Source organism: Nocardia sp. NPDC006044 (genome assembly GCF_042871115.1).
Taxonomy (GTDB): Bacteria; Actinomycetota; Actinomycetes; order Mycobacteriales; family Mycobacteriaceae; genus Nocardia.
On sequence record NZ_JBIAID010000008.1, the window covers coordinates 1 to 23,470 of the forward strand.

23 protein-coding genes are annotated in these 23,470 nt (G+C 67.4%); 9 read left to right on the forward strand and 14 right to left on the reverse strand.

Annotated elements, in window-relative coordinates; translation table 11 throughout:
* Positions 1-430: 430 nt before the first annotated feature.
* Together tyrS and ACFYO1_RS41900 are read right to left on the reverse strand one after the other, a co-directional pair.
* The gene (gene tyrS, locus ACFYO1_RS41895) at positions 431-1,708 is read right to left on the reverse strand and encodes a tyrosine--tRNA ligase (protein ID WP_387244644.1); all 1,278 of its coding nucleotides are present in this window, start codon (positions 1,706-1,708) and stop codon (positions 431-433) included.
* Positions 1,709-1,789: 81 nt separating this feature from the next.
* The gene (locus ACFYO1_RS41900) at positions 1,790-2,431 is read right to left on the reverse strand and encodes a TetR/AcrR family transcriptional regulator C-terminal domain-containing protein (RefSeq protein ID WP_387244647.1); all 642 of its coding nucleotides are present in this window, start codon (positions 2,429-2,431) and stop codon (positions 1,790-1,792) included.
* A gap of 91 nt (positions 2,432-2,522) precedes the next feature.
* On the opposite strand from ACFYO1_RS41900, the gene ACFYO1_RS41905 reads away from it, so the two are divergent.
* Positions 2,523-2,849 (forward strand): hypothetical protein, encoded by a 327-nt coding sequence (locus ACFYO1_RS41905; protein WP_387244650.1) that lies wholly within the window; start codon positions 2,523-2,525, stop codon positions 2,847-2,849.
* Positions 2,850-2,899: 50 nt separating this feature from the next.
* Here ACFYO1_RS41905 and ACFYO1_RS41910 read toward each other — a convergent pair whose 3' ends face one another.
* The 6 genes from ACFYO1_RS41910 to ACFYO1_RS41935 form a co-directional block, all read right to left on the reverse strand.
* The gene (locus tag ACFYO1_RS41910) at positions 2,900-3,313 is read right to left on the reverse strand and encodes a DoxX family protein (protein ID WP_387245214.1); all 414 of its coding nucleotides are present in this window, start codon (positions 3,311-3,313) and stop codon (positions 2,900-2,902) included.
* 96 nt (positions 3,314-3,409) lie between these two features.
* Positions 3,410-4,036 carry a DNA-3-methyladenine glycosylase gene (locus ACFYO1_RS41915; protein ID WP_387244653.1) on the reverse strand — a complete coding sequence of 209 codons (627 nt, stop codon included), beginning with the start codon at positions 4,034-4,036 and terminating at the stop codon, positions 3,410-3,412.
* A 15-nt stretch (positions 4,037-4,051) separates the two neighbouring features.
* Positions 4,052-4,333, reverse strand: coding sequence for a DUF3761 domain-containing protein (locus ACFYO1_RS41920; protein WP_387244656.1), 282 nt, complete (start codon positions 4,331-4,333; stop codon positions 4,052-4,054).
* 79 nt (positions 4,334-4,412) lie between these two features.
* Complete coding sequence (locus tag ACFYO1_RS41925) at positions 4,413-5,561, reverse strand: low temperature requirement protein A (protein ID WP_387244659.1); 1,149 nt, start codon at positions 5,559-5,561, stop codon at positions 4,413-4,415.
* Between the two features lie 57 nt (positions 5,562-5,618).
* On the reverse strand, positions 5,619-6,503 hold the full coding sequence (locus ACFYO1_RS41930) for an RNA polymerase sigma-70 factor (RefSeq protein WP_387244662.1): 885 nt from the start codon (positions 6,501-6,503) through the stop codon (positions 5,619-5,621).
* A gap of 4 nt (positions 6,504-6,507) precedes the next feature.
* Complete coding sequence (locus ACFYO1_RS41935) at positions 6,508-7,707, reverse strand: NAD(P)/FAD-dependent oxidoreductase (RefSeq protein WP_387244665.1); 1,200 nt, start codon at positions 7,705-7,707, stop codon at positions 6,508-6,510.
* A 223-nt stretch (positions 7,708-7,930) separates the two neighbouring features.
* On the opposite strand from ACFYO1_RS41935, the gene ACFYO1_RS41940 reads away from it, so the two are divergent.
* The 4 genes from ACFYO1_RS41940 (at position 7,931) to ACFYO1_RS41955 (ending at position 11,865) form a co-directional block, all read left to right on the forward strand.
* Positions 7,931-9,454, forward strand: a complete 1,524-nt coding sequence (locus ACFYO1_RS41940; protein ID WP_387244668.1) for a multicopper oxidase family protein — start codon at positions 7,931-7,933, stop codon at positions 9,452-9,454.
* 206 nt (positions 9,455-9,660) lie between these two features.
* Positions 9,661-10,392: an ABC transporter ATP-binding protein gene (locus tag ACFYO1_RS41945; protein WP_387244671.1), complete on the forward strand. Its 732-nt coding sequence runs from the start codon at positions 9,661-9,663 to the stop codon at positions 10,390-10,392.
* A gap of 40 nt (positions 10,393-10,432) precedes the next feature.
* Positions 10,433-11,227: an ABC transporter permease gene (locus ACFYO1_RS41950; RefSeq protein ID WP_387244674.1), complete on the forward strand. Its 795-nt coding sequence runs from the start codon at positions 10,433-10,435 to the stop codon at positions 11,225-11,227.
* Positions 11,224-11,865: a TetR family transcriptional regulator gene (locus ACFYO1_RS41955; RefSeq protein WP_387244677.1), complete on the forward strand. Its 642-nt coding sequence runs from the start codon at positions 11,224-11,226 to the stop codon at positions 11,863-11,865. Before ACFYO1_RS41950 ends, ACFYO1_RS41955 begins: the two co-directional genes overlap by 4 nt.
* Positions 11,866-12,000: 135 nt before the next feature.
* Here ACFYO1_RS41955 and ACFYO1_RS41960 read toward each other — a convergent pair whose 3' ends face one another.
* The 4 genes from ACFYO1_RS41960 to ACFYO1_RS41975 form a co-directional block, all read right to left on the reverse strand.
* The gene (locus tag ACFYO1_RS41960; protein ID WP_387244680.1) at positions 12,001-12,228 is read right to left on the reverse strand and encodes a Trm112 family protein; all 228 of its coding nucleotides are present in this window, start codon (positions 12,226-12,228) and stop codon (positions 12,001-12,003) included.
* A 9-nt stretch (positions 12,229-12,237) separates the two neighbouring features.
* On the reverse strand, positions 12,238-12,879 hold the full coding sequence (locus ACFYO1_RS41965) for a GtrA family protein (RefSeq protein ID WP_387244683.1): 642 nt from the start codon (positions 12,877-12,879) through the stop codon (positions 12,238-12,240).
* 148 nt (positions 12,880-13,027) lie between these two features.
* On the reverse strand, positions 13,028-15,274 hold the full coding sequence (locus tag ACFYO1_RS41970; protein WP_387245217.1) for a hypothetical protein: 2,247 nt from the start codon (positions 15,272-15,274) through the stop codon (positions 13,028-13,030).
* A gap of 15 nt (positions 15,275-15,289) precedes the next feature.
* Positions 15,290-17,416: a hypothetical protein gene (locus ACFYO1_RS41975; protein ID WP_387245220.1), complete on the reverse strand. Its 2,127-nt coding sequence runs from the start codon at positions 17,414-17,416 to the stop codon at positions 15,290-15,292.
* Positions 17,417-17,800: 384 nt separating this feature from the next.
* Here ACFYO1_RS41975 and ACFYO1_RS41980 point away from each other — a divergent pair, with 384 nt between their 5' ends.
* Positions 17,801-18,904 carry a glycosyltransferase gene (locus tag ACFYO1_RS41980; protein ID WP_387244686.1) on the forward strand — a complete coding sequence of 368 codons (1,104 nt, stop codon included), beginning with the start codon at positions 17,801-17,803 and terminating at the stop codon, positions 18,902-18,904.
* Entirely contained in the window at positions 18,894-20,033 is a 1,140-nt protein-coding gene (gene rffA, locus ACFYO1_RS41985; RefSeq protein ID WP_387244689.1) for a dTDP-4-amino-4,6-dideoxygalactose transaminase, read from the forward strand. The genes ACFYO1_RS41980 and rffA overlap by 11 nt, the downstream gene beginning before the upstream one ends.
* 295 nt (positions 20,034-20,328) lie before the next feature.
* Here rffA and ACFYO1_RS41990 read toward each other — a convergent pair whose 3' ends face one another.
* Entirely contained in the window at positions 20,329-20,991 is a 663-nt protein-coding gene (locus tag ACFYO1_RS41990) for a winged helix-turn-helix transcriptional regulator (RefSeq protein ID WP_387244692.1), read from the reverse strand.
* 115 nt (positions 20,992-21,106) lie between these two features.
* Between ACFYO1_RS41990 and ACFYO1_RS41995 the strand changes: the two genes are divergently transcribed.
* Both ACFYO1_RS41995 and aat read left to right on the forward strand, forming a co-directional pair.
* On the forward strand, positions 21,107-22,048 hold the full coding sequence (locus tag ACFYO1_RS41995; RefSeq protein ID WP_387244696.1) for a PLP-dependent cysteine synthase family protein: 942 nt from the start codon (positions 21,107-21,109) through the stop codon (positions 22,046-22,048).
* Positions 22,049-22,151: 103 nt separating this feature from the next.
* Positions 22,152-22,889 carry a leucyl/phenylalanyl-tRNA--protein transferase gene (aat, locus tag ACFYO1_RS42000; RefSeq protein WP_387244699.1) on the forward strand — a complete coding sequence of 246 codons (738 nt, stop codon included), beginning with the start codon at positions 22,152-22,154 and terminating at the stop codon, positions 22,887-22,889.
* A gap of 13 nt (positions 22,890-22,902) precedes the next feature.
* Here the strand turns inward: aat and ACFYO1_RS42005 are convergent, their stop codons facing one another.
* A complete protein-coding gene (locus tag ACFYO1_RS42005; RefSeq protein WP_387244702.1) occupies positions 22,903-23,445 on the reverse strand; it encodes a dihydrofolate reductase family protein in 543 nt (180 codons plus the stop codon).
* Positions 23,446-23,470 lie beyond the last annotated feature (25 nt).

Below are 23,470 nucleotides of genomic sequence, written 5' to 3' on the forward strand. Positions count from 1 at the left end.
ATCAACCGGGGGGTATGAGGAATCGGAACCAATAAAATATTGGCACTGACATTCATCGACACACTATTGAGTTCTCAAAGAACACACGCACACACTTCATCCCCGGCGCTAACCGGTTCGTCCGTGAGGCAACTGTTCCAGCCTAAACGGCGTATCCCACAGAGTCAAGTCCGTGTGATCACCCTAGGTTTCTATCTGACGGCCAGGCGCTCTCGTCCTACCTCGTTTCCCAGTCCATCCACTCAGCGTTTCCACTGGGCTTCCCGGCTCCGGGTCGGTGTCCGTGTCGCTCTGACTCGAACTAAGTTACGCGGCGGATAACGCAGAGTCAAATCCGCTGTTCCAGCCGGTGTTTCCCCAGGTCAGAGCCTCGGATCCGACCCGACCGGAAGCTTGAATCACACGGATGTGATTCAAGCCACCGCGATCTTCATGCACCTGCCCGCAGTACCCCCGCGAGGTTCTTCTTTCCACGCCGCAGCACCAGCCAGCGTCCGTGCAGGTAGTCGCTGTCGGCGGGGGTCCATTCCAGATCCGAGACCCGCTCGTTGTTCACCGAGGCGCCGCCCTCGTTCACCGCGCGCCGGGCCGCACCGCGACTTTCGCTCAACCCGGTGGCCACGAGCAGATCGACGATCGTGCTCGGCTCTCCCGCACCCAGCTCGGCCACCGCGGCCTCGCGCAGCGCCGCCCCCAGCGTCGGCTCATCCAACTCACGAAGTTCGCCGCGCCCGAACAAGGCCTGACTCGCCAACTGCACCGCACGCGTATTCGCCTCGCCGTGCACCAGCGTGGTCATCTCCGCCGCCAGCTTGCGCTGCGCTTCCCGCGCGTGCGGCCGTTCGGCGGTGGCCTGCTCGAGCTCGGCCAGTTCTTCTTGCGACAGGAAGGTGAACCAGCGCAGGTACCGCATGACATCGGCATCGGCCGTGTTCACGAAGTACTGGTACCAGGCGTACGGGCTGGTCATCTCCGGATCGAGCCACAGGCTGCCGCCACCGGTCGACTTGCCGAACTTCTTGCCGTCGGCCGAGGTCACCAGCGGAACGGTGAGCGCGTGCACGGACGCGCCGTCGACCCGCCGGTTCAGTTCGACGCCGGCGATGATGTTGCCCCACTGATCGGAGCCGCCGACCTGCAACGTGCAGTCGTACTGACGCCGCAGCTGCAAGTAGTCGTTGGCCTGCAACAGCATGTAGCTGAACTCGGTGTAGGAGATGCCCTCACCGTCGAGCCGCCGCTTGATGGTGTCGCGGGCAAGCATGACGTTCACCGAGAAGTGCTTGCCGATATCGCGCAGGAAGTCGACGGCGGACAGCTGCCCGGTCCAGTCCATGTTGTTCGCGATCACCGCGCCGGTCGTCAGGTCGTCCAGGTCGACGAACCGTTGCAGCTGCGAGCGGATGCGCCCGGCCCATTCCTGCACGGTGTCGGTCGAGTTCATGGTGCGCTCGCCGACGTCGCGCGGATCGCCGATGAGTCCGGTGGCGCCGCCGGCCAGCACGATCGGCCGATTGCCCGCACGCTGGAACCGCTTCAGCGCGAGCAAAGGAACCAGATGGCCGGCGTGCAGGCTGGGACCGGTGGGATCGAAACCGGCATAGACGGTCAACCGTCCCGCGTCCAGGGCCGCACGCAGGGCGTCCAGGTCGGTGGATTGCGCGATCAGTCCGCGCCAGGTCAATTCGTCGATGATGTCGCCGCTCACGGTGTCCCATCTTTCCGCACGGGTAGTAGGTGGTTGGACTGCACTCAGTGTGTCGAGGTCAGCCGCCCCGGGTCGAGCTGTTTATCCGCCGGCGGCGAAGCCGCGAACGAGAATCTGCACGGTCAGGGCGAACCGCGATTCGAAGTCGAGACCCGCACCCGTGGCCAGGGATTCGGCCAGCAACGGGTACGCCTGAGGGTCCGCCGGCGCCTGCGCGGCATCGGCCTGCTCGTGGCCGGGCGTGGTTCCCGCTTCGGCGAGGGTGTGTCCGATGACGAACGTCATCACCGCGTTCACTACATCCATCGCCCGCCCGAGCGGCACGCCCTGGTCACTCATCACCGCCAGAGCGGACTCCAGAATCCGATATGCGCCGGGCGAGTTGACCGGCCTGGTCGCGAGGATGCTCGCGGTCGCGGGATGCGCGAGCAGCGTCGCCCGGAGCCCATGCGCCATCGCGGTCACGGCGTCGGGCCACGGTCGATCGCCCGCGGGCAGCAACTCCACCATCGATTGCTCGAGCAGCCGCTCGACCATCCCGTCCAGCAACGCCGCCTTACTCGGCACGTAGTGATAGAGACTCATCCCGTCGACGCCCATCGCCGCGCCGAGCTTGCGGGTCGACAGGGCGGTGAGCCCGTGTTCGCCGACGAAAGCTATCGCCGCGTCCAGGATCTTCTCCCTGGTGAGCCCGGCGCGCGGGCGGGACCTTCGATCAACCACGCGACCATCCTCCCAGATTTTTCTTGCACTGCAAGAAAACTGCGGTTAGGTTTAACTTGCACTGCAAGATAAATCGGAAAGGCCCCCGAAGATGCTGATCGCAGCCATGTCTCGTCGCCTCAACGACGGAGTCGACTATGCGACTTTTCGTAAGGCGTGGATCCCCGACGAAACCGTCCCCGGCGACCCGCGCACCCGCGTACTCAGCGCGCTGAACCTCGACGACCCGCGCGAACTGTTCACCCTCGCCCTCATCGAGCATGCCGAGCCGGAAGACATCCCGGTGTGGATGGAGCGCATCGCACCGATCGAGGAACGCCGCTACGAGCGCATCAAAGACCTGGTGGGCGAACCGACCCTGAACGCCGTGTACCAGGTGGTCGCGGAAGACGATCTCGCCCAACCGATTACGGGCTGACGCGGCGCAACGATCGGCGAACCGAAGTCCGCCGATCGTAGGCAACTCACTCAGCCGAACAGCGTGTCCCGCAGCGCGACGATGGTGTCGCGCCGCTCGTAGGCGATCCAGGCGAACACCGCGGCCAGCACCAGCGGGAAGGGCGCGAGCGCGGGCGCGTCCAGCAGGAACGCCTGGGTCGCGGCGGCCAGCACCATGGTGATCGACAGTCCGGCCGCGGCCAGCCCGCTCAGCCGCGGCACCAGCAGGCCGATGCCACCGGAAAGCTCGACGACGCCGGTGAGGTAGCGGAACCAATCACCCCAGCCGATGTCGTTGAACGACTGCACGGCGTCCTCCTGGCCGAACAGTTTCGGCAGCGCGGAGGCGATGATGAAGAACAGGCCGAGCAGGATTTGCAGGGTCCAGAGCACGCGATTCAGCGTCTTGCCGGGGCGAGCGGAGGCGGCGGGCACGGCGGTCATGATGTCTTCCTTCAGGTCGGTCGCGCGGGGTGGTAGCGCGTTCACCTGATAGGACGTCATCCTCCGGGAAAACTCATCGGCCGCCGCGGAAAATCCTCAGGACGCCTCGGCACGCGGCGCCCGCGGACTGCGCCGGTACGTCGACACCGCCGGCGAGGACGGCAGCCAGAACCGCCACGCCAGATCCGCCGCTGTGCTCACCCCCACCCGGGGACCGCTGGCGATCTGCTTCGCGGGAATGGCCTTGCCGAGTTCCAGCCGGATCGCCGAACTCGCATCGAACAGCGGAGTTCCGTAGTCGCTCAACATAATTCCCAGCGCACTGCCGAGGTTGCCCGGCCCCTTCGCCAAGTCGGCATCGGACCGCGCGGCCGTTCGCCGAGCCCGGGCCTCGTCGAGCCCGGCGATCACCTCACCCGACCTGATCAGCGCGGCGCTGGCGATCCCGTCCGGGCCACTGGTCACATTGACGCAGGTGTGCATCCCGTAGCTGAGATACACGTACAGCACCCCCGCCGGCCCGAACATCACCGTGTTCCGTTTGGTCCGCCCGCGCCCGGAGTGCGACGCGGGATCCGGCCACGGCCCGGCGGGATCACCACCGTAGGCCTCGACCTCGACGATCCGCACGCCGACCGCTCCCGACCAGAGGGTCGCCCCAAGCAATCTGCGGGCGGCGACGGGCGGTTCGACGGCTAGTTCATCGGCACACACAGCCGCCATTGTCCAAGACGGCGGCTACGGCAGATCGACCAGCCACTGCTCGACTCCCTTGTGCCCGGAGCAGGTCCCTTTGCGAGTCAGGCTGGAGCTGTAGGTGCCGTCCTTGCACTTCGCGGTCGCCCCGTCCGGCGGGGTCAGGGCCTGCTGCGGGCGCGGCACACACTTCTTGTCGATGTTCTCGTACTGACTCGCCGGGCATGCCGCGTGCAGCACCGGCGTCGCCGCCGCGGGCGCGGACATCAGGGCACCGAGGCCGGCGACGGCCGCGAACAGCCCGAGCAGAGGTTTCGTTCTCATTGCGAAATTCCTTGCGACAGAATCATATTCGCAATGAACCTAGCGCGGGCGGGCGGTGCGCCGGTATCGGTCGGACGACCTACACGTAGGAGCTGTGCTGACCACTGCGCAAGGTGATCAGGTCATCGATGATGACGGCGGCGTAACCTACCGCGACCAGCGCCGCCAGCTGCGCCCACGACACCCACACCACCCCGATCGGCGTGGTCGCGGCGACCGCTGCGGCGGCGATCAGCCGGCTCCACGCCCGCGGCAGCCGCAGCGCCCGGCGGAAGAAGAACTGGCCGAGAAAATACAGCGCGACCCCGCCGGACAACGCGGCGGCGGTCGCGACGGACGCGGGTTCGTTGCCGTGCGCGATGCTCATCTGAATGCCCGCCGCCGTCACGATGATGCCGATGAGCAGGACGTACAGCGAATATCCGTACCCGAGCACCGCGGGCCGGGACCGCTCCCGCTCCGGCACCGCCGCGAGCGCGTGTTCGCCGCGCTCGTCGTCGATGCCGAAGTACGCCCACCACAGCACGTAGGCGAGGCACAGCCCCAGCGCCACGGTCGCGATGAGCGGCACCGTGATCTTCTCCCCCGCCAGCCCGACGCCGATGGCCACGATCGACTCACCGATCGCGACGATGACCACCAGCCCGTGCCGCTCACAGAAATGGCTGGCCCGGATCCGGAAGTCGCCGGTGTCGACCAGATACGGGGTCAGCACCTGCACCGCGAGCGCCGCACCCCAGAACGCGTATTGGTGCCAGCCGTGCACGAAACCGCCGGCCAGCACCAGTCCGGCGGCGAGGGTATTGAGCGGCGCGATCCGCTTGATCGCGAGAACGGCGGACTCGCCGCCATTGCTGTAGAACAGCCCCGTGTGCACCGCGGTGATCACGAAGTAGCCGACGCCGAAGGCCACGCCGGTGCCGTGGAAGGCGTCCGGGATGGCCAGTGACACCACGAAGAAGCCGAACATGCCGATCAGCAGCCAGGTGCGCCGGGCCGAACTGCTCGGCGCCACCTCGTTGGTCAGGAAGACGAATCCGCTGTACATCCACCAGATCACGCCGAACAGCAGGGCCACTTGCCCCAGCGCCGACCAGCCGGGGTGATGGGTGAAGACATGGGTGAGCTGGGTGATGGTGAAGACGAACACTAGATCGAAAAAGAGTTCCAGCGTCGAAGCCCGCAGCTGTCCCCCGTCCGCGGACGGGGTCGCGTTCTCGTTGGTCACCGCAGGAGCGTAATTCGGACACGCCGTATACGCGCGCCGGAGGGTGGGCGTGGCGCTTCAGCCGAGCGGTTCGGTATAGAGCCCCTTCAGCTTGTTCGGGTTCACCTGGAACCGCAGGTTCTTGATGCGGCCGTCGGCGATGTCGTAGGTGAACGCGCCACCCGGGTTACCGCCCTGGCAGGCCAGCGTGCCGAGTTCGCCGTTGAGGTAGGCGGATTCGAGCTCGACGCCCGCGGACACCGGCTTGGCGAACACGCCGAGCAGCCAGCGGGCCACGTGATCCGGGCCGTGCAGCGGACGACGCGCGGCCGTGACCACGCCGCCGCCGTCGTTCCACAGGGTGACGTCGGGGGCGAGCAGGTCCATCAGCGCGTTGAGGTCGCCGCCGGAGCAGGCGGCCATGAATCGGGCGGTGATGTGGTCGCGTTCGGCCTTGTCGGTGTCGAAGCGCGGACGGCGGGCCTGCACGTGGGTGCGGGCGCGGTGCGCGATCTGCCGGATGGTCGGCTCCGGGCGGTCCAGGGTGTCGGCGATCTCGGCGTGCGTGTAGCCGAATACCTCGCGCAGCAGGAAGACGGCGCGTTCGACGGGGCTCAGGGTTTCCAGCACGACCAGCATGGCGGTGGAGACGGTGTCGGCCAATTCGGTCTCCTCGGCGATGTTCGGGGTGGTGCGCAGCGGTTCGGGAAGCCATGGGCCGACGTAGTTTTCGCGGGTGGCCTGGGCGGAGGTGAGCCGATTCAGCGAGAGGTTGGTGACGGTGCGGACCAGGTAGGACTTCGGGTGCCGCACCGTCGACTGATCGGTGTCGTGCCATTTGAGCCAGGTGTCCTGGAGGATGTCCTCCGCGTCGGTGACGGTGCCCAGCATCCGGTACGCGGTGGCGAACAGCAGCCGCCGGTGTTCGAGAAAGGGATCCTGCTGGGCAGTGACGTCGACCATCGGGTCATGCTCCCAAACCCGGCTCCGGCTCAACCGCGCAGGTCAGCGCCGGGCGGCCGGCCCTCAGCTTGATCGGGACGTTCATCCGGCGGCTGAACCGGACGACCGGTACCGGGCTGGCGCTGACCGATTCCTTGTACGCGACCGCCACGCGACCGGTCAGGTAGAACCGGGCGGGGGTGTCGTCCGACTTGGTGAACTGGATGACGCCGTCGCGGCGGCCGAGGCTGACCGGCTGATGGAAGTAGCCGAAACGGAACGGCCGCACCGGCTTTCCGCGCAGCCGCCGCGCGAGGGTGTCGGCGGTGTACGCGGCGGTCGGCAGGCCGCTCTGGCAGGTGCCGTGGATCTGGCCCCACGGCATGCGGATCGCGGCCGCGTCACCGATCGCGTGGATGTTCGGGTGCGAGATCGAACTCAGGGTCTCGTCGACCACGATCAGTCCGCGTGAGTCGGTCTCGACGCCGGCCCTAGCGGCCAGGGTCGAGACGCGGACGCCGGCGGTCCAGAGGGTCAGGTCGGCGAGAATCATTGTGCCGTCGGCCAATTCGACCGCGTCCGGCAGCACCTTGGTGACGGCCCGGCCGGTTTCGCGGGTGACGCCGAGGCGATTCAGGGTGCGGTGCAGGTAGGCGCGGGCCTTGTCGCCCATCATCGCACCGGGCTCGCCGGTGCTGATCAGGGTGACGCGCAAACCCGGGTGCCCGTCGGCGATTTCGGCCGCGGCCTCGATGCCGGTCAGACCACCGCCGCAGACCGCGACCGTACCGCCCTGGGCCGCAAGGGCGTTCAGGTGTCCGGCGAACCGGTTCGCGGCGCGTGGGTCGTCGAGGGTCCAGGCGTGGTCGGCGACGCCGGGGACGAGGGTGGTGTCGGTGCTGCTGCCGAGGGCGTAGACCAGTTCGTCGTAGGGCAGGTTTATCGCGTCATCGATTATCACCTGCTGGGCATCCGGATCGATGGAAGTGGCCCAGCCCTGGACGAATTCGACGCCGGTACCGGTCAGGATGTCGGCGATGCGATGGTCGGCGAGTTCCTGGCCCGCGGCGATCTGGTGCATGCGCAGGCGTTCGGTGAAGCGTGGCGACGGGTTGACCAGTGTGATCCGGGCGCTCAGCTTGCGGGTGCGGCGAGCCAGGCGCGCGGCGGTGAGCAGGCCGGTGTAGCCGGCGCCGAGGATGACGATCCGCTGTTCGGTGTTCATGGTGTTGCTCCGATGGTCAGGTCACCGGGGTTGGTGACGACCATGGGACAAATGACCCCCGGCAGACGTGACATCAGATCGTTGTGAGCCGAGTCACATAGTCTGACCAGGTCTTATCCGGCGTTTCCGGATGAACACCCTGGGCACGTCGGTACGAAATCAAGGGTTGGAATAGGGACGCTCCCGGATGTGCTGCGGGGGTGACGATTTCTACCGTCAGCAGATGGTTTCGGTTTACCGGCCGCGCAGGTGGCGGCGGTTGTTTCTCGGTCTTGCCGCGTTCGTGGCGTTGCTCGCGGTGGCGATCGCGGGCGGCGTCACCCTGACGTACGTGAATGCGGACGTATCCACGGTCGGCAGTGCGGAATTCAGCAATGAGCTAGCCATTCCGCCGCTCGCGCAGGCACAGGTGCGCCCGGACGGGACGCGCGAGTTCCAGCTCGATATGCGTTCGGGGCGAACGGAATTCAAGCCCGGTGTGGCGACGGAGACCTGGGGGTTCAACGGCAATTACCTCGGCCCGACCTTGCGGGCCAGACGCGGTGAGAAGGTCGCGGTTGCCGTGCGCAATCAACTGCCCGAGGCGTCGACGGTGCATTGGCACGGCATGCATGTACCCGCGGCGATGGATGGTGGTCCGCACCAGATGGTTCCGGCGGGCGGCACCTGGAATCCGCAGTGGACCGTAAACCAACCTGCCGCGACGCTCTGGTACCACCCGCATCCGCACGGCGTTACCGAACAGCATGTGCGGCGTGGGCTCGCCGGGATGTTCCTGCTCGACGACGAGGTGTCCGACGCGCTGCCGCTGCCGAAGAACTACGGTGTCGACGATCTGCCCGTCATCGTCCAAGACGTGAAATTCAAAGGGAGCAAGTTCGATTCGGCGCACGCGATCTTCCGCGATGTCGGCTTTCTCGGCGATCAGACCATGGTCAACGGCACGCTCACGCCGTACCGCGACGTCGGCGACGAGTTGGTCCGGCTGCGCCTGCTCAACGCCTCGACGGCGCGGATCTACACCTTCGGCTTCGCCGACGAGCGCCAATTCTCGCTCATCGCGACCGACGGCGGGCTGATCGAACGCCCGCTCGCGCTGGATCGCGTGCAGCTGTCGCCCGGCGAGCGCGCCGAGATCGTGGTGCGGGTGCGTCCTGGTGAGCGAACGGTGTTGCGCGGCAACAAACTCGACGCCGGGCTCGATTTCTGGGGACAGCGGTTCGCGGGCGGGGACGACACCTTCGACATCCTCGAACTCCGGGCCGCCGGAACCCTGCGTCCGTCGCCCGAATTGCCTGCGGCACTGGCTCATCCGTCGACTCCCGACGGTTCGGACTCGGTGCGGGAACGCCGTTTCGACATCAATCTCGCCGGCATCAACGGCAGGCCGATGGCGATGGACCGGATCGATCTCACCGTTACTCGCGGCACCGCCGAGACCTGGACCGTGCACAACAACGACGGTATGCCGCACAACTTCCACATCCACGACGTGCAGTTCCGCGTGCTCGCGCGCAACGACGGACCGCCGCCGGCCGAGCTCGCCGGACCGAAAGACACCGTCTTCCTTCCACCGAACGCCACGGTGAAACTGGCCATGCGCTTCGACGGACCCGCCGATCCGAACGCGCCGTACATGTATCACTGTCATCTGCTGTGGCATGAGGACCAGGGCATGATGGGCCAATTCGTGGTCGTCGAGCCGGGCGGGTCGGCTGGGACTGTGCCCATGCAGCACGGGCATTGACCTGGCGGACGCCGGGACGCGAGGGGTCGATTGCGCCAGGGCCGCACCCACCGTGACACCAACTCGCCCCCGCCGGACCACACCTGGCGGACACCGTGACACGAGTAATCGACACGCCGAGGCGGGCCCAGGCCTCTTGCCGTTGCGGCGTACTCGCGCTAAATTCATCGCACAGTGAATTCAACACTCGATGAATTGAGGCGACCATGTCGCAAAACACCTCATCACCTGCTGTCGAGGTGCAGAACCTGACGGTGCGGCGCGGCGGACGCGAGGTTCTGCACGACGTCTCGCTCACGATTCCGCGCGGTTCGATCACCGGCCTGCTCGGGCCGTCGGGCTGCGGTAAGACCACGCTGATGCGCAGCATCGTCGGGACCCAGGTCGTCGAGTCCGGGGAGATCTCGGCGCTGGGCAGGCCCGCGGGGGCGGCGGAGCTGCGGCGGCGGATCGGTTACGTCACGCAGGCGCCGAGCATCTACTCCGATATCAGCGTGCACGAGAACGTCGCGTACTTCGCCGCGCTCTACGGTCGCGAACGCACCGCCACCGAAGACGCGATCAACGCGGTCGGCCTGACCGAACACGCCGCGCAACGCGGCGATCAGCTGTCCGGCGGGCAGAAGACCCGCGCCTCGCTGGCGTGCGCGCTGGTCGCTCAGCCGGAACTGCTGATCCTCGACGAGCCGACGGTGGGGCTGGATCCCGTACTGCGCGTGGACCTTTGGAAGCAGTTCCGGGAATTGGCCGCCGACGGAACCACTTTGCTGGTGTCCAGCCACGTGATGGACGAGGCCGAGCACTGCGATCGGCTGCTGCTGATGCGCGACGGCCATCTGCTCGCCCAGCTGAGCCCGGACGAACTGCGCGCCGAGACGGGCGAGCAGAATCTCGAACGCGCGTTCCTCTCGCTGATCACGAAGGCCCACGCGGCCTGACCACGCACCGCCGCAACGACATCCAACTCAGGCAGGAACCATGACCATCATCCTCGAGCCGCCGGCCCGGCGGGCTCCCACCCTTCGTCCGTATATCGCGACCACCACCCGCATCCTGCGCCAGCTCCGCAACGATCACCGCACCGTCGCGATGATCGTGGTGGTTCCCGCGCTGCTGATGACGTTGCTGTACTTCATCTACAAGGACACCCCGGCCAATCCGTTCAATCCGGTGTCACTGTTCGACCGGGTCGGCATCAGCATGCTCGGCATCCTGCCGTTCATCGTGATGTTCCTGATCACCGCCATTGCCATGCAGCGCGAACGCACCTCCGGCACGCTGGAGCGGCTGCTCACCACACCGCTCGGGAAACTCGACCTGCTCGGCGGCTACGGCACGGCGTTCTCGCTGGCCGCGGCGGCGCAGGCGGTGGTGGCGTGCCTGGTGTCGTTCGGTCTGCTCGGTCTCGACTCGGCGGGCAGTCCCGGGTGGGTGGTGCTGATCGCGGTGGTCGACGCGGTCTGCGGCGTCGCGCTGGGCCTGCTGGCAAGTGCCTTCGCGCGCACAGAGTTTCAGGCCGTGCAGTTCATGCCGGTGGTGGTGGCGCCGCAGATCTTCCTGTGCGGCTTGCTCGTTCCGCGCGGCGAGCTGCCCGGCTGGCTGGAGGCGATCAGCAATGTGCTGCCGCTGAGCTACGCCGTCGATGCGCTGCAACAGGTTTCGACGCATTCGAACGCCACCGGCGCGATGTGGCGCGACCTGGCGGTGGTCGCCGGGTTCGCGGTGGTCGCGTTGTGCCTCGGCGCGGCGACGTTACGGCGGCGCACTCCGTGACGGCGAACGGATCACCGGCCGAGGATCGCCCCGCCCGCTCCGGGCGCAGACCGGGTCAGTCCGGCGCGCGCGAGGCGATCCTCGCCGCGGCCCGGGCGCGATTCGCCGAGGTGGGCTTCGACAAGACCTCCATCCGCGCCGTCGCCTCGGACGCCGGCGTCGATCCCGCGCTGGTACACCACTACTTCGGCACTAAACAGCAATTGTTCGGCGCGGTCGTCCAGCTTCCGGTGGACCCCGAGATCACCCTCTCCGCAGTCGACACCGCTCCCCTCGACCAACTCGGCGAAACCATCCTCCGCGGGGTACTCGGCGTGTGGGACTCCCCCGCCGGCCCCGGCATAGTCGCCATGGTCCGCAGCATCATCGGCGGCGGCGACAACTCCCTCGCCCGCGCCTTCATCCTGGAGGTCGTCATAGAACGAGTCCGCCAGCGCATCGCCACCCCCGAAGACGACGGCCGCCTGCGCGTATCCCTGCTCGGCTCCCAAATGATCGGCGTCCTGATGGCCCGCAAGGTTATCGGCATAGAACCCCTGGCCTCCGCCGAAGCCGAAACCCTGATCGCCGCAGTAGCCCCCACCCTCCAACGCTACCTGACCGGCGAAATAGACACTCCCCCAAACAAACCCGACTGAGCCCGCCACTGCGACGCCCCTTTGCATATGCGGCGCCGACTCGCGCAGCCGCACTACTTCTGATTTCTCGCACCGAGATCTGCATGCGATTTCTGGTGCGGGAAATCAAACGTAGTGCGGGTGGCGGGGTGACGCTCAGGCCTCTACCGGCTGCTCGATGAAGTCGTTGTGTTCGTCGTCGGAGACGTCGCGGGCCTCGTCGATGAGCAGCACGGGGATGCCGTTGTCGATGGGGTAGGCGCGGCGCAGGCGGGGGTTGTAGAGGACGGGGCCCTCGGTGGCGCGGACCAGCAGTAGCGGGCCCTTGTCCTGAGGGCAGGCCAGCAGGCTCAACAGCGTGGCGTCCAAGGTGTGCTCCGGCATGAGCAAAACCTACCCGACGGCGCTGTCCGGTTCGACCGGTGGTCGGCGCCGGAAGGAGATGTGCCGGTGGCCGAAGTAGCTGGCGACGGCGACCAGGGCCATCACCACGACCGCGGCGGGCTTGTCCGGGAAGTGCCAGACCGAGACGGCCAGCTCGAGCAGCGCCATATTCAGCAGCAGCCCACCGGAATTGACCGCGACGAACCGGACGAAGTCGCGCACCAGGTGCCCGCGCACCCGGAACACCAATGTGCGATGCAAGACGAACGCGACGACGATGCTGACGGCGTAGGCGGCGGCCACCGCGACCGACGGCGGCACGTTGTCGCCGAGCACCGCCAGCCAGACAATCGTCAGCCCGATCCCGAGCGCGGTGTTGAACCCGCCGACCGCGGCGAACGCGACTTCCTGCCGCTGGACGAGCCGCAGCAACGGTCCGGGTTTCGCCGGCTCGGTCGCATCAAGTTCGTGCGCCAGTTGAACCGATCCCGCTGATTCGTCCGCCTCCGCCACCGGGATCGAAGCATCGAGACCGGCGCCGCGCATACTTGGCCCATCGCCATCGGCCAACGACCGCACGTCTCGCGTCACCGTCGGCGCGATCCCGTCGCCACCCGCGGACGCCGCACTTCGCTCACCGTTGAAACTCATCAGACGCCCACCTCCAGTCGCGCCAGGCACTCTATCGCCCCGCCATCCTCGCCGATCGGCGGGCGCACCCAACACGCCCCCGCGCACCCATACCCACAGGCTCGACGCCGTTGCATCAGGTCCAGAAGTAGCCCGCCTCGACGCGAACTCAGTTCTTCGCGTCGACCAGGTCCGGCTGTGGGGTGGTCGGTTTGTCGGTGTCGGCGGGTTTCGGGGAATTCGGTTCGTCGTCCTCGCGGCGGGTGCGCAGGAACGCCCATTGGAGGACGCCGAGGCCTAGGAGTCCGAGCAGGATCGATACGCCGCCGATCTTCCAGCCGGGCGGGCGCCAGCTCAGTTCCAGGTCGCCGTTCTTGGTTCCGGCCGGAATATCCAGCGCGACAAAGGTTTTCGCGACGACGCGGATAGGGATATCTCGTCCGTTGAGGGTGGCCCGGTACCCCGGCCAGCCGAGGCGAGCGAACACGACCTGTCCACCGTTGTCCGAGTTGACCCGGACTCGGCTGTCCATGTCCGATTCCGAAACGGAGGTCGCCACAACTCCGGACGTGGCCGCGACCCGCCCGTTGCGCGTCGAGATCAGCCCGTTCGCCCGCTCCAGCACCGAGATCTGCTGCTCGTGCCCGGGATAGTCGACCCACTTCCAGCCGTCCGGCGCGGGCTGGTTGCGCGCGTCGGGATACATCGACCGCTGCAATACCACCCGATCGACCTTCATCAGATCGACAATCGTGCGCCCGGTGGTCGGCTCGACCTCGAACGCCCGCCGGAACGCATCGGGGCACACGCTGGTGTCCCACCGCATGCAGAGCATCTCCCCGAACCAGAAGTGCCCGTTGGGCGTGTACCCGCTGACGTAGGTCAGCTCCAGATCCTTGGCGTAGTTGCCGAATACGAGCGAGCCGTAGGCCCCTTTCAGATTCTTCTCCGCCGGCGGAATCGGCCCACGATCGGCGAGTTGCAGTGTGGTGCCGGGGAAGTCGGGGAACGCCGCCTTCATCTCCGACCGATTCTCCGGCAGGTTCCAGCTCATCGGCGTCGGCTGCACAGCCCAAACCTGAAGGTAGGCAATCGGGAACACCGCGACGATCGTCAGCGCACAGGCCGCCACCGCCCCCTTGGTCCGCGCGAGCCACACCACCGCCGCCCCGAGCGCGGCCACCGAAACCGCCGCCAGCACATGCCAACCCAGCTCCCGCGGCGCCGCCGAGAACGACCGCACGAACAGCAACCCGATCAGCACGCCCGCCGCGACACCGCGCCGCCGCCAACTGACGAAGGTCGCGTACCGTCCGAGCAGCACGCACACCAGCACCAGCAGCCCGAGCGCCACCATCGGCAGCACGCGGGCCGGCCAGCGCAGCGGCCCGATGGTCCCCGGCCCGGCGGTCCACATCAACCCCATGATCGCGACGAGCGCGATCGCGGTGAACTCGCGCCAGTTCTCTCGCGCTTTACGCCAGTCGATGAACGCCAGCGCCGGAATCAGGAACCAGGCGATGTAGACCACCGGCATCGGCTGCACATAACCCCACCAAGAGCTGTACGCCGGCAACGTGCTCGGCAGGCTGGCATTCAACGACTCCGACCACGGCACGGTCAGGAACTGATCGTTGTTGATCTGCGCGGTCCCGCGCCAGGTCACCTTCGCGGACAGAATGCTCGGCAGATAGGTCGCCAAGCCGGCGAGGGCCGCGAACGCCGAGGCCGCGAGCAACCGCAGCGACGGCATCCACTTGCGTTGGTAGACAACCTCTCCGACGGCCACCGCGCCGATCATCAGACCGGCCTCGACCGCCGGGAATATGTACTGCACCGAGATCGCGAGATACAGGAACACGAAGGTCGGAATCGGCCCGCTGCGTCCCCGCGCATAACGAACACCCGAGGCCCACGCGTGCACCAGCCACGCCGTCCCGACGAACGCGGTGTACCAACTGGCTTCGTCGAAGAACAGCAGCCACCCGGTGAACGGAATCGCCACCCCGGCCACCGCCGACCACGGCGCGCTGGCCCCGTACTCCAGGCAGACCCGGTACACCCCGAGCCCGAGCACGATCGCGAAGATCAGCTTGACGATGGTGGCGTAGAGCGCGACGTTGTCCACCGAGGGCGCGATCAGATCGATCAGCAGCTGCGGCGGATTGAGCAGGCCCGCCTCTTCGATGGCGTAGTTACCGGCCATCCAGTGTTCGGGGACCATCGCCGGGAACTGCCCGTCCCGCAGGCGATTTCCGAGCATCACCCACAGCGGGGCGTACTGCGACTCGGTGTCGTCGGTGTAGAAATGCCGGACGTTGGCCAGCAGGACGGCACCGTATCCGGCCACCACACCGAGCGCGGTTATGAGGCCCCACTTGAACACGTCCCGCCGGGCGAGGGCGCTGCTTTCCACCACGAGTTCCAGACCCTACATGGCGGCGGACGGCACCTTGGCACGCCGCCGCGACCGCGCGTACAGCCATTGCAGCACACCGGTGCCGGCCACGCCCGCGGCCAGCGCGCCGATGCCGATCTTCCAGCCCGGCGGACGCCAGGTCAGGACCAATTCCGCGTTCTGCGTGCCGGCGGGGATATCCACGGCGACAAACGATTTGGCCACGGTGGTGATCGGAATCTGCTTGCCGTCGATAGTCACCCGATAGCCGGGCCAGCCGAGCCGGGCGAACACCACGCGGCCGCCGTCCGGCGAGCTGACCCGCACCCGGCTGGTGGTGTCGGTCTCCGCGATCGACTTCGCGGTCACGTTCTTGGCCGCGGCGACCCGGCCGTTCACCGTGGAGATCGGCCCGTCGACGCGTTCGAGCACCGAGATGAACCGCTCGTGGCCGGGATAGTCGACCCACTTCCAGCCGTCGGGCGCGGCCTGGTTGCGTGCGTCCGGGAACAGGGCGCGCTGCAACACGATCCGGTCCAGCAGCATGAGATCGGCCAGGTTGCGTCCGGTGGTCGGCTCCGGGGTGAACATCCGCCGGAACGCGTCCGGGCAGACGCTGCTGTCCCAGCGCATGCAGAGCAGTTCACCGAAGTAGAAGTGCCCGGTCGGGGTGTACCCGTTGACGTAGGTCAGCTCCAGCGACTTGGCGTAGTTGCCGAAAACCAAGGAGCCGTACGCGCCGTCGAGGCTCTTGTCCCCCGGCTGGACCAGTCCGCGCTCGGCGAGTTGCAGTGTGGTGCCGGGGAAATCCGGGAACGCGGCCTTCGCGTCGGAGCGGTTGGTCGGCAGGTTCCAGGTCATCGGCGTCGGCTGCGCGGCCTGCACCTGGAAGAACGCGATCGGGAACATCGCCACGATCACCAGCACACACGCCGCGGCGATCCCCTTGACCCGATCCAGCCACAGCACCGCGGCGCCGAGCGCGACGACCGCGAGGGCGGCGAGCACATGCCAGATCACGTCGTGCGGATCGGCGGAGAACGACCGCACCCACAGCAGCAGGATCAGCACACCCGCGGCGATCCCGCGATTCTTCAGGTCCTTGGTCGTGCCGTAACGCGCGAGCAGCACGCACACCAGCACCAGCAGCCCGATGGCCAGCATCGGCAGCACCCGGACCGGCCAGCGCAGCGGACCGATGGACCCCGGCCCGGCCGCCCACATCAGCATCACGACCGCGAAGAACGCGACCCCGGACAGTTCCCGCCAGCTCTCCTTGGCCCGCCGCCAGTCGATGAACGCGAGCGCCGGAATCAGGAACCAGGCGATGTAGACCACCGGCATCGGCTGCACATAACCCCACCAGGAGGTGAACGCGGGATGCGTGCTCGGCAGGCTGGCGTTCAGCGACTCCGACCAGGGCACGGTCAGGAACTGGTCGTTGATGATCTCCATGGTGCCGCGCCAGGTCACCTTCGCCGAGAGCATGCTCGGCAGGAACGTCAGCAGACCCGCGAGCCCGGCGCACCCGCCGACGATCGCCAGCCGCACCACCGGCCACCACTGACGTCGATAGACGACCTCCCCCACCGCGACCGCGAGCAGCATCAGCGCCGCCTCGACCGCCGGGAAGATGTACTGCGTCGAGATCGTCAGATAGAGATAGATGAAGACCGGGATCGGCCCGCCCTGACCGCGCGTGTACCGCACCGACGACGCCCACGCGTGCACCAACCACGCGGTGCCGGTCAGCGCGGTCATCCAGCTGGCCTCGTCGAAGAACAGGAAGAAACCGGACAGCGGGAACGCCACACCCGCCACCGCGGACCAGGCTGGCTTGCCGCCGTAGGCCAGGCAGATCCGGTAGACGCCGAGCGCGGCGATGATCGCGAAGATCAGTTTGACCACGGTGGCGTAGAGCGCCATGTTGTCGACCGACGGCGCGATCAGGTCGATCAGCAGCTGCGGCGGGTTGAACAGGCCCGCGTCGTCCATCGTGTTGTTGCCCGACATCCAGCGCTCGGGCACCAGCACCGGGAAGGTGCCCGCACGCAGCGCGTGGCCCAGGCCGACCCACAATCCGGTGTACTGGGATTCGGTGTCGTCGGTGTAGAAGTGCCTGGCGTTGGCCAGCAGTACCGCGGCGTAACCGAGGACCACGCCGACGGCGGTGATCAGGCCCCAGAGGTAGACGGTGCGGCGCGCGGCGGGATCGCCAGGGCCGTCGGCCGCGGTGGTTCCGGCCGGAACTTCCGCCTCGGCCGGGTCACCCCCGTTGACCTCGGCGGACCCTGGGCGCGTCACCCTCGACACTGCACTATCCGTCACGAGTTCCAAACCCTACACAGCAGTGTGGCGCTTGGCATCCGGCCGCCGACGCGTCGATGATGGTGGGATGCACACGGCGGTAGCGGCAGGCGGACGCCGCAGGGGATCCGGCCCCCGATTCCGAAACCCGCACCATGCTAGAGTTCTGGGCGGCTCGGGCCCTGCTGTCCTGCGGGGGACACCGGCACGCACCGTCATCGAAAGTCGATCCAGCTGATGCCGATTCCCTCCCGCACGCCCCGCCCCGCCACGGTCACCTCGAACGGCAGGCCGTCTCGGTCGCATGCCATTTCTGTGGTCGTGCCGATCTATCGTGGCGAGGACACCATCGGCGGTCTGGTCGCCGAACTCCACGAACTGACCCGGCCCACGCAGACGCCCGGCGGGACCACCTTCCAGGTCGACGAGATCATCCTGGTGCACGACCGCGGCCCGGACCGCTCCGACGTGGTGCTGCAAGAGCTCGAGCAGGCCTATCCCGAGGTGCGCACCATCTGGTTGAGCCGCAACTTCGGCCAGGACGCCGCGACGATCGCGGGCATGTCCGCGGCCGGCGGCGACTGGATCGTCACCATGGACGAGGACGGTCAGCACGATCCCCGGTTCATCGGCACCTTCCTCGACACCGCGCTCACCGAACGCGCCGAGCTGGTGTATTCGAAGCCCAGCAACACCCGCCCGCACGGCTTCCTGCGCAACATCACCTCGCGCGGGGCGAAGCTGGTGCTCGCGACGCTGTTCGCGTTCCCGGACTCCACCCGGTTCGAAAGCTATCGGCTGATCCGCGGTGCGATCGGACGGCAGCTGGCCGAGGTCGCGTCCAATGGCGTGTATCTCGATGTCGCGCTGACCTGGGTGGTCGGCACCGTCGCGCAGGCGCCGGTGGTGCTGCGCGCCGAGGGCCGCGAGGAGTCCGGCTACAACTACCGACGGCTGTTCTCGCTGTTCTGGAAGATGGTGCTGTGCAGCGGAACTCGCGGCCTGCGCCTGGTCAGCCTGCTCGGCGTGACGCTCGGCCTCGGCGGCGGCGTGATGGCGGGCGTCATCGTCTACGAGGCGCTCACCACCGACAACTGGGCGCCCGAGGGCTGGGCCTCGATGATCGTCGTGCTGCTGCTGGTCTCCGGGGCGATCCTGTTCTCGCTCGGTCTCATCGCCGAATACCTCGGGGTGGCGTTGCATATCCTCGTCGGTAAGCCGCTCTATCTGACCGTCGATTCACCGACGCCGCGCCCGGACGCGGCGACCGGCTACCCGGACGATGCCCGGGAACTGACCACGACCACCGCGAACAAGGGGAACGACCGGGTTGAGCACTGACCGCATCATCTTCAGCCGCCCGTTCCGGGCTCGCCGCGAACTGGCCAACCTCGAGGCGGTGCTCGGCTCCGACCAGAGCCACGGCGACGGGCCGTTCACCGCGACGGCGACCGAGAAGCTGAAGGTCATCACGGGGGCGCCGCACGCGCTGCTGACCACCTCGTGCACCTCCGCGCTGGAGATGGCCGGCCTGCTGCTGGAGCTGGGCCACGACGACGAAGTGATCGTGCCGAGCTTCGCGTTCACCTCCACCGCGACCGCCATGGCGTTGCGCGGGGCCACCTGTGTGTTCGCCGATATCGACCTGGCCACCGGCAACCTGGACCCGGAGTCGGTGGCGGCCGCGATCACCGAGCGGACCAAGGCCGTGGTGGTCATCCACTACGGCGGCGTCGCCGCGGAGATGGATCAGCTGCTCGCCCTGGCCAATACGCACGGTTTCGCCATCGTCGAGGACAACGCGCACGGCCTCGGCGGCCGCTGGCGGGGCCGCCCGCTCGGCACCCTCGGCAGCCTGGGCACGCTCAGCTTCCACGACACCAAGAACGTGCACTGCGGCGAGGGCGGCGCGCTGCTGCTCACCGACGAGATCCTGATGGCGCGCGCGGAGATCATCCGGGAGAAGGGCACCGACCGGGCCCGGTTCCTGCGCGGCGCGGTGGACAAGTACTCCTGGCAGGACATCGGCTCCAGCTACCTGCCCAGCGAATTGAACGCCGCGGTGCTCGACGCACAACTCGACGAATTCGACACCATCCAGGCCGGCCGGCATCGCGTGTGGGACGCCTACGCCGCCGCGCTCCCGGAATGGGCCGCGCGCAACAACATTCAGCTGATGACGGTGCCCGCCGACCGCGAACACACCGCCCACCTCTACTACCTGCGCACCCCCACCGAGGAACGCCGCGACGACCTGATCGCGCACCTGCGCGCCCGCGGCATCGTCGCCCCGTTCCACTACGTCCCCCTGGATTCCAGCCCCGCCGGCCTCAAACTGGGCCGCACCCCCCACCCGTGCGTGCGCAGCGCGAAGTTCTCCGGAACCGTTGTCCGCCTACCCCTTTGGCCGGACCTCACCGACGAGCAGGTCGGCCGCGTCATCGAGGCGGTCACCGACTTCACCGTCTGAGCGCTCGGCACGAACGGCCGCCAACCGGTAACCATCCGCGCACCCACCGCAGAGACGCGCACCTTCTAGCAAACGCACGCGGGTCAGCGCGGCAAGTCGGCGTGCGGGAAATCAGAAGCTGTGCGGCTGCGAGGGTGGCGTCGCACAGCCTCGCCAGGCGGCCTGCGATCTGTTCCTGCGAACCCAGTGACGCGCTGTAGCCGTTTGCCTCGGATCTTCGTACGTCTTTCGTCGCGCCGCAGGACGTGGTGGTTCCCCACGCGCGGGCCTACGTGCGAGAAGAGCGGCCGGCGCTTCAGGTCGCGTTCGCGGCGAGGGATTCGGGGGTGAACAGGTAGCGGGCGAACCAGGTCGGTATTTGACGTTGCAGCGCGAGGTCTCCGTGCACTTCGACTCCGGGTTGTCGCAGTAGTTGCGGCCAGGAGAGGTTTCCGAGCCACCATTCGGTCGCTGCACGGGTGGGTGTGGTGAGCCAGAGGTCGACGGGGGCGCCGGTGTCGTCTCGGCACAGGTCCACGCCGGTCCGGGCCAGGTGTAGCCAGAATCTGCGGTCGGAAGCCGGTCGGTCGGTGAATTCGATGGCGAGCACGACTCGGCGGGCGGGCAACGCGTCGGGGTCGACGCGTCGGCGCATGTCCCAGGTGAGGGCGGCGGTGTCGAGATCGTCCTCGTCCAGGGTGGCGCTGTCGGTGGTGATGGTCCAGCGGGCCAGTTCGCGGACCACCGGGGCGAGCGCGGCCCCGGCCTCGGTGAGCCGATAGCCGTCGACGATGCCGGCGGCGCGCAGCGTTCGCAGCCGCGCCGACAGGGTCGCCCGGGGGATCCGCGGCAACCCTCGGGACAGGTCGCCGAAGCTCGACGCCCCGAGCAGCAGTTCCCGAACGATCAGCAACGTCCATCGCTCGCCGAGCAAATCCAGCGCCCGCGCGACGGCGCAGAACTGTCCGTAACCACCCATACCCGCAGCGTACGTACTGCCCGGCCGCAAGCACGGTTCAAAGATTGAACTTCCGGCGCCGAACCGAGGTGCCGAGGATCGACAACGTCAAGGTATGCCGCAGAAAGGCGAAGTCATGGAAATCGAGACCAGCGTGCTGACCACGATCGGCCACACGCCACTCGTTCGATTGCGCAAAGTGGTGCCCGCGAACTGCGCGACCATCCTGGTCAAGGTCGAGGGCCACAACCCGACCGGCAGCATGAAAGACCGGATGGCCCAGTCCATGCTGGCCGCCGCCGAGGCAGACGGCCGGCTACAGCCCGGCGACTCCGTCGTCGAATACACCGGCGGCAGCACCGGTGCCGCACTCGCATTGGTCTGCGCGGTGCGGGGGTACCGGCTGCGCATCATCAGCTCCACGGCGTTCAGTGGGGACAAACTGATCCAGATGGCCGCGCTGGGCGCCGAACTCACTCTGATCCCCAGCGCGAACGGGCAGATCACCAAGCAGCTGATCCGCGAGATGATCGGCACCGCCGCCGAATTCGGCCGCCGACCCCACACCTACTGGACCGATCAGCTCACCAACACCGCCAGCATCGCCGGCTATCACCCCATGGGCCAAGAGATCTGGGATCAGACCGGCGGCCGCGTAGACGGCTTCGTCCAAGCGGTCGGCACGGCGGCGTCGCTGCGCGGCGCGACCACACCACTGCGACAACATAATCCGCGCCTGCGGGTGGTGGCGGTCGAGCCGGCCGAATCCGCAGTGCTGTCCGGCGGCGCCCCCGGCGCCCATCTCATCGAAGGCATCGGCATCGGCTACCACCCTCCGATGTGGGACCCCGACCTCCCCGACGAGATCATCCCCGTACCCACCGCCAACGCCGAAGCCATGGCCCGACGACTCGCGACGGAAGAAGCACTGCTCACCGGAACCTCCTCCGGCGCAAACGTTGTCGCGGCGATCGAACTCGGCCGACGACTCGGTCCCGACGCCACGATCGCCACCGTCCTGGTGGACTCCGGCTTGAAATACCTCAGCACGAACGTGTTCCGTACGAACCAGATCTGAACAGAGCACACAGGCCGCGCCGCCACCGGCATACAGCGTCCGGGCCGGTCATCGGGACCTGCTCTACCCGAGGCCGATGGCTCGAATCGGTAATGTCTGTCCGGTGACCGATGCCGGCGACCTGATGCGGATGTATCTGGCCGATCCAGAACAGCCTTTCCCACCTGTCGAGCTCGCGGATCCGTCCGGGCTGGTCGCGTTGGGTGGGGATTTGTCGCCGGAGCGGTTGTTGGACGCGTATTCGGCGGGCATTTTTCCCTGGTACAACCCGGGTGAAATGATTCACTGGTACTGCCCGGATCCGCGGAGCATTCTGGTGCCTGCCGATTTGCGGGTGAGCAAATCCTATCGCCGGTCTGTCGCCAAGGCCGACTATGCGGTGACCATGGATCGCGCCTTCGCCGAGGTGATGGCGAATTGTGCTGGGCCGCGGGACAAGGAATCCGGGACCTGGATCGGTTCCGACATGATGGCGGCGTACCTGCGGCTGCACCATCTCGGTCATGCGCACTCGGTCGAGGTGTGGCGCGACGGCGACCTGGTCGGCGGACTCTACGGCGTCGCATGTGGCCGCTCGTTCGCCGGTGAGTCCATGTTCTCCCGCGCCCGAGACACCTCCAAGATCGCACTGTATTGGCTTTGCGCCCAGCTGACCGCCTGGGATTTCGCCCTCATCGACTGCCAGGTCTCTTCGGCCCACCTCACCTCCCTCGGCGCCATCGACCTCCGCCGCACGGACTACCTGCGCCTACACACCCAGGCCGCCGCCCGCCCCGGCCGCTCCGCCCCGTGGCACTTCGAATTCCCAGTCCCCAACTCCCCCAACCATTTACCGGCGTGAACGAGGGAATCCGTCAGTCCCGTTTGCGGTAGTGGAGCAGGAGGCACTGGCCGGATCGATCGCTCTCGCGCAGCTCGAATTGCTGAAGGGTGCCGGTGTCGGCGAACAATCGGCGCCCCCGACCGGCGAGATTGGGCGCTACGACCAGGCGCAGCTCGTCGACGAGATGAGCGGCGAGCAGGGATCGGGCGAGATCCAGACTGCCGTGGACGCCGATATCGCCGCCGGATTCTCGTTTCAGTTCGGCCACAGCGGATTCGGCGGGTTCGGTGACGCGGGTGGTCGCCGTCCATTCCCGGGTGAGTGGTTCGCCGGCAAAGACGAGTTTCGGCGTGTGGTTGATGAAGTCGGCGAACGGTTGCATTGTCGACTCCGGCCAGTCGACCGACCAAGCGTCGAAAGTTCGCCGGCCGAGCAGGACAGTGTCCTGCTCGGCGATGATGCGGCCGAGGTTGTCGACGAGCCGTTCGTCTGCGCCACTCATCCAGTCACTCCGCCCGGGGTCGTCGGCGAACCCGTCGAGGGACATCAGCTCGTAGAGGACGACTTTGCGCATCGGAGTGCCTTTCGGTTCGGTTCTG

Coding starts and splice junctions, on each gene's coding strand:
- ACFYO1_RS41915 (WP_387244653.1), bottom strand. CDS start 4,036: ATGGCGGCTGTGTGTGCCGATGAACTAGCCGTCGAACCGCCCGTCGCC.
- ACFYO1_RS41960 (WP_387244680.1), bottom strand. CDS start 12,228: ATGCCGGAGCACACCTTGGACGCCACGCTGTTGAGCCTGCTGGCCTGC.
- ACFYO1_RS41920 (WP_387244656.1), bottom strand. CDS start 4,333: ATGAGAACGAAACCTCTGCTCGGGCTGTTCGCGGCCGTCGCCGGCCTC.
- ACFYO1_RS41935 (WP_387244665.1), bottom strand. CDS start 7,707: ATGAACACCGAACAGCGGATCGTCATCCTCGGCGCCGGCTACACCGGC.
- ACFYO1_RS41945 (WP_387244671.1), top strand. CDS start 9,661: ATGTCGCAAAACACCTCATCACCTGCTGTCGAGGTGCAGAACCTGACG.
- ACFYO1_RS41910 (WP_387245214.1), bottom strand. CDS start 3,313: ATGACCGCCGTGCCCGCCGCCTCCGCTCGCCCCGGCAAGACGCTGAAT.
- ACFYO1_RS41965 (WP_387244683.1), bottom strand. CDS start 12,879: ATGAGTTTCAACGGTGAGCGAAGTGCGGCGTCCGCGGGTGGCGACGGG.
- ACFYO1_RS41940 (WP_387244668.1), top strand. CDS start 7,931: ATGGTTTCGGTTTACCGGCCGCGCAGGTGGCGGCGGTTGTTTCTCGGT.
- ACFYO1_RS41950 (WP_387244674.1), top strand. CDS start 10,433: ATGACCATCATCCTCGAGCCGCCGGCCCGGCGGGCTCCCACCCTTCGT.
- ACFYO1_RS41980 (WP_387244686.1), top strand. CDS start 17,801: ATGCCGATTCCCTCCCGCACGCCCCGCCCCGCCACGGTCACCTCGAAC.
- ACFYO1_RS41905 (WP_387244650.1), top strand. CDS start 2,523: ATGCTGATCGCAGCCATGTCTCGTCGCCTCAACGACGGAGTCGACTAT.
- ACFYO1_RS41995 (WP_387244696.1), top strand. CDS start 21,107: ATGGAAATCGAGACCAGCGTGCTGACCACGATCGGCCACACGCCACTC.
- ACFYO1_RS42005 (WP_387244702.1), bottom strand. CDS start 23,445: ATGCGCAAAGTCGTCCTCTACGAGCTGATGTCCCTCGACGGGTTCGCC.
- ACFYO1_RS41990 (WP_387244692.1), bottom strand. CDS start 20,991: ATGGGTGGTTACGGACAGTTCTGCGCCGTCGCGCGGGCGCTGGATTTG.
- ACFYO1_RS41930 (WP_387244662.1), bottom strand. CDS start 6,503: ATGGTCGACGTCACTGCCCAGCAGGATCCCTTTCTCGAACACCGGCGG.